Origin of the sequence: Paenibacillus forsythiae T98 (genome assembly GCF_000520735.1) — a bacterium.
GTDB lineage: Bacteria > Bacillota > Bacilli > Paenibacillales > Paenibacillaceae > Paenibacillus_AQ > Paenibacillus_AQ forsythiae.
This window is the reverse complement of record NZ_ASSC01000049.1, coordinates 1-4,634: the sequence shown is the minus strand read 5'-3', so window position 1 is coordinate 4,634 and position 4,634 is coordinate 1. Positions and strand designations below refer to the sequence as shown.

5 protein-coding genes and 1 pseudogene are annotated in these 4,634 nt (G+C 57.3%); 1 reads left to right on the top strand and 5 read right to left on the bottom strand.

The genetic code is table 11. The annotated features are described in order from the left end of the window. From L692_RS31600 to L692_RS31595, 4 genes are all read right to left on the bottom strand, one after another. Positions 1-136: hypothetical protein (locus L692_RS31600; RefSeq protein WP_156940278.1), on the bottom strand; the 136-nt coding region annotated here is incomplete at its 3' end. Between the two features lie 91 nt (positions 137-227). After that, complete coding sequence (hutH, locus tag L692_RS0101890) at positions 228-1,733, bottom strand: histidine ammonia-lyase (protein WP_025696693.1); 1,506 nt, start codon at positions 1,731-1,733, stop codon at positions 228-230. Positions 1,734-1,958: 225 nt separating this feature from the next. Beyond that, complete coding sequence (hisC, locus tag L692_RS0101885) at positions 1,959-3,029, bottom strand: histidinol-phosphate transaminase (protein ID WP_025696691.1); 1,071 nt, start codon at positions 3,027-3,029, stop codon at positions 1,959-1,961. Then, positions 3,022-3,156, bottom strand: a complete 135-nt coding sequence (locus L692_RS31595) for an HAD hydrolase-like protein (RefSeq protein WP_156940277.1) — start codon at positions 3,154-3,156, stop codon at positions 3,022-3,024. The genes hisC and L692_RS31595 overlap by 8 nt, the downstream gene beginning before the upstream one ends. Before the next feature lie 124 nt (positions 3,157-3,280). On the opposite strand from L692_RS31595, the gene L692_RS0101875 reads away from it, so the two are divergent. Next, entirely contained in the window at positions 3,281-3,841 is a 561-nt protein-coding gene (locus L692_RS0101875) for a GNAT family N-acetyltransferase (protein WP_025696689.1), read from the top strand. Between the two features lie 323 nt (positions 3,842-4,164). Here L692_RS0101875 and L692_RS27560 read toward each other — a convergent pair. After that, a pseudogene (locus L692_RS27560) lies at positions 4,165-4,634 on the bottom strand (sulfite reductase); the annotation flags it as partial.

Genomic DNA, 4,634 nt, shown 5'->3' with positions numbered 1-4,634 from the left:
CAAGCTTGTCGGGATGCTCCGCCACATCCGGGTCCAAATTGTTCATCAGCATCCGCAGCGCCGCCTCCTGCACCCAGCCCTTCGTATTCAGCTTCCGGCCTCGCGGCGCGCGAATGATGCGTTCATGGTCTGACATCCTGAGAACTTCCTTTCTCGCATCATTTGGAACCAATCAGATGATGCGGCGATATATTCCGCAATGCGGTGAACCTCATGCATGGGTACTGCTATGCCTGCAAATCTTCCAGGGACCAGTCCGCCGTCTTCATCCTGTGCGCAAGCCGCTCGATATCCCCGCTCATGGACCGGTCCTCCGTCAGCGGGGGCACGACGGAACGAATCCGGCCCAGCAGCCTGCGGGTCGCCGGGGCGAGCCGCTCGGCCCCCCTGATTTCCGCAGCCTGAGCCGCGCAGATCGCTTCAATCGCCAGCACCTTGTAGCTGTTGCCGACAATAGCGGCCGCTTGCCGCGCCGCCGTTGTGCCCATGCTCACATGGTCCTCCTGATTCGCGGATGAAGGAATGGAATCCACGCTTGCGGGATGCGCCAGCGTCTTGTTCTCCGAGACGAGGGAGGCTGCGGTATATTGGGTAATCATCATGCCGGACTGGAGTCCCGGGTCGGGGCTCAGGAAGGCCGGGAGATCATTCAGCTGCGGATTAACGAGCCGTTCGATCCGGCGCTCGGAAATGCTGGCGATTTCAGCCACGCCGATGCCGAGAAAATCCATCGCGAACGCGATAGGCTGGCCGTGAAAGTTGCCGCCGGAAATGACCTGCCCGGAGTCCGGGAACACAAGCGGGTTATCCGTGGCCGAATTGATCTCGATCAGCAGCTTCTCCCGCACGTAGCCAAGCACCTGCTGTACAGCGCCGTGCACCTGCGGAATGCAGCGCAGCGAATAGGCGTCCTGCGTGCGGATTTCACCCTGTACAGTCGTCAGCGAGCTGCCCTTCAGCATGCCCAGAATGCGCCCGGCCACCAGACGCTGCTCCGGGTACGGCCTGACCCGATGAGAATCCGCCGCAAAGACGTCCGTAATTCCTCTCAAAGCTTCAATCGTCAGCGCCGCAATGCTATCCGCGAGGAGGGCAAGCCGCTCGGCTTCCAGATAGGCGATGACGCCGATCGCCGTCATCGCCTGGGTGCCGTTGATTAACGCCAGCCCTTCCTTGGCTTTCAGCGTGACCGGCTTCAGCCCGGCCCGGCGCAGCGCTTCCGCCCCCGGTAGCCGCTCTCCCTGATACAGCGCTTCTCCCTCGCCCACAAGCGGAAGAGCCAAATGCGAGAGCGGCGCCAGATCGCCGCTTGCCCCAAGCGACCCCTGGGAGGGAATCAGCGGGACAATCCCGGCGTTCAGCACATCGACCAGCAGCTTCAACGTGCCGGCTGTAATGCCGGAATATCCCTTGGCCAGCGCGTTGGCCCGCAGCAGCAGCATTGTCCGAACCGTATCCGGCGGAAGAGGCTCGCCAACCGCGCAGGCATGGCTGCGGATCAGATGGATTTGCAGCTTCTCGGCGTCCTGGGGCGGTATGACCGTGTCGCTGAATTTCCCAAAGCCTGTGGTAACGCCGTAAACCTTCTGTCCCTGCTTCACAATCGAATCGATAACCGCTCTTGAGGTGTTGATCCGGCCCCAGGCTCCATCGCGGATCTCCGCCTTCTCCCGGGAGTAAATCGCCTGTGCGACCTGTTCCAGCGTCAGGCTTCCGCCATCAAGACGTATCACCGGAACCCCTCCTTCACGCTTCTAAATAGAAGTAGAAAGACAAAAGAGGCTATGCCCGGGAAAGCTTATTTTCCAGGCACAGCCCCTAAATCGACTGTCAATTACAGGCACTGCTGCTCGCCGCGGCAATTGCTCTTCAAGCCTGCGAGCGGCGTTCCCCATAATCCAACTATATGAGCAGGCCCCGCCGTTTTATTCGGAGGGCCGCAAATTTTTTTCGCATCTTCAACGAGTCTGTTCCGCCAATATGCCTTCCAGCGCCCGGCACAGAGCTTCCATCTCCTCATCCGTCCCGATGCTGATCCTTAAATAATTGTCAATTCGCGGCTTGGCGAAATAGCGGACGATAATATCCTGCCGCCGGAGCGCCTCGAACAGCCTTACCGCCGGAACCCCGGGGTGGGTGGCAAAAATAAAATTCGCCCGCGAGTCCAATACGTCGAACTGAAGCTCCCGCAGCCTGTTGACCGTATCCTCTCTGGTCTTGATGATCCGGCCCACATTAAGCTCGAACGTCTCCGTGTCCCGCAGCGACTGCTCTCCGCCAACCTGGGCAACGGCATCCAGCGGGTAGGAGTTGAAGCTGTTCTTCACCCGGTTCAAGCCCTCGATCAGCTCCGTCTGCCCCATAGCCAGTCCGATGCGCAGCCCGGCGAGCGAACGCGACTTGGAGAACGTATGGACGACGAGAAGGTTCGGATGATCCGGAATGAGCGATACGCAGGATTCGCCGCCGAAATCGACATACGCCTCGTCGATAATGACGACCTTATCCGGATTATGTACAAGAATTTGCCGGATGCTGTCAAGGGACGTGAATTTGCCGGTGGGCGCATTCGGATTGGCGATCAGAATGCCGCCGTTCTGCTCGAAGAAGGGCGCAAGCGGGATGTCGAAATGATCGTCCAGCGGGATTTTTCGGTACGGGATATCGAACAGTCCGGCATACACTTCATAGAAGCTGTAAGTAATATCGGGAAACAGGATGGTCTCTCCGGGGTTGAAGAATGCCTTGAAGCAAAAAGCCAATATTTCATCGGAGCCGTTCCCGGCAAATATATTCTCTATGGGCAGACGGTAGTAGTCGGCCGCGGCCTCCCGCAGTCCCCTGCATTCCGGGTCGGGATACAGCTTGAGCCTTCCGGAAACGGCGGCTTTCATGGCATCCAGCACCCGCGCTGACGGCGGATAGGGGTTCTCGTTCGTGTTCAGCTTGATCACTTGCCCCACTCCCGGCTGTTCTCCGGGCACATAGGGCGTAATACCCTTTACCGTTTCACTCCAGAATTTACTCATACGCGGCCTCCTTGTTCGACAAACACTCTGCCGTAGTCAGTTTCAAGCATCGTTTGCAGTCCTTGATTACCGCTTCCTCGGTATCAATCAACGTTCCGTCTATGTCGAAAATTATGGAATTATACATCCTCTTCTCCTCCTTCTGTTTCGGTTATGTTATAAATAGATCATATTTTATGCCGTGAACATGGTCAATGACGCGCGGGGGAATTATAGGGCAAGGACCAACACTAAAGCCGGAGGCAACCCTTATGAAGCGGGAATTGGTTACACTGACGCATTGGAGCAACGAATATTGGGAAAGGGTCGGGCCGATCTACCGGCAAGCCTTCCCTAGCGGAGCCAAACCGGAGGGGCTGCTGAAAAATATGCTGGAGAAGGGAATCGCTGTGATGCATATCCTGATGCGCGGGGGCGAGGCGGAAGCGATGGCGGTAACGGGGCTGGCCGGGTCTGAACCGGATACCAAACTGATTATCGACTATATGGCCGTCCGGGCGGATTTGCGCGGTCAAGGTATTGGAAGCCTTTTTCTCGGCAAAATTCGCGATTGGGCGGTCAGGGAGCACGGCATCTCGGCAATAATCATTGAGGTAGAGGCCGGGGATACGGCTGTGCATGAGGAACGGTTTCATTTCTGGGAGCGCTGCGGCTTCATCCGGACAGCGTATGTCCATCAGTATATCTGGGTTCCGGAGCCGTATACCGCAATGGTGCTGCCGCTGAAGGCCGGAGTTCCGGCTTCATACGACGGCCGCTCCCTCTTCCGGTTCATCGAATCCTTCCACAAAAGAGCCTACCGCCGTGGGTAGGACAAGAGACAAGAGGCTTTGGGCGTGCAAAAAAACAAGGGATGTTCCAGGCAGCCAATGCATGGCTTTTGGGACACCCCCATTCAAGGTGAGAAGTGAATGATTTATGCTAATACCCTCTTGCTAGGGTAATTTTCTGAAATCCAGCGACGAAGAATCGATCTTCGCAAAGATCTTCTTCTGCCTTTCAGATAGTACATGGGTGAATCAACTACCTTTCGGAATTACACACAAATGTCTTTCCAGCCGACAATTGATACCTTCCACTTCCCACCTGTTTATCATTACCCCGATTTCGGTAGCTTGAATCCGGCCATAGGCCTTCAGGAATGGAAATTCCGGCCGTCGGTTACTTCCGGGACATAGCCTGCCCGGATGACGAAGTCGCCGAAATGCTCGCCGCTCTCCCGTTCCTTCGCATAACGGTTAAAGATCGGCCCCAGGGTCTCCAGAATCTCGGCTTCGCCGATGTTCTCCTTGTACATCTTGTTCAGCCGCTCGCCGGCAAATCCGCCGCCCAAATACATATTGTATTTGCCGGGGGCCTTGCCGATGAACGACAGCTCCGCCAGCATCGGCCGGGCGCAGCCGTTCGGGCAGCCGGTCATGCGGATGACGATATCCTCGTCGCGGAGTCCGGCCTCCTCCAGCATCGGCTCCAGCTTGTCCAGCAGCGTTGGCAAATAACGCTCGGACTCGGCCATCGCCAGCCCGCAGGTCGGGAGCGACACACAGGCCATCGAATTGCGGCGCAGCGCCGAGTAATGAATGCCATCGGTCAGCTTGTATTCCT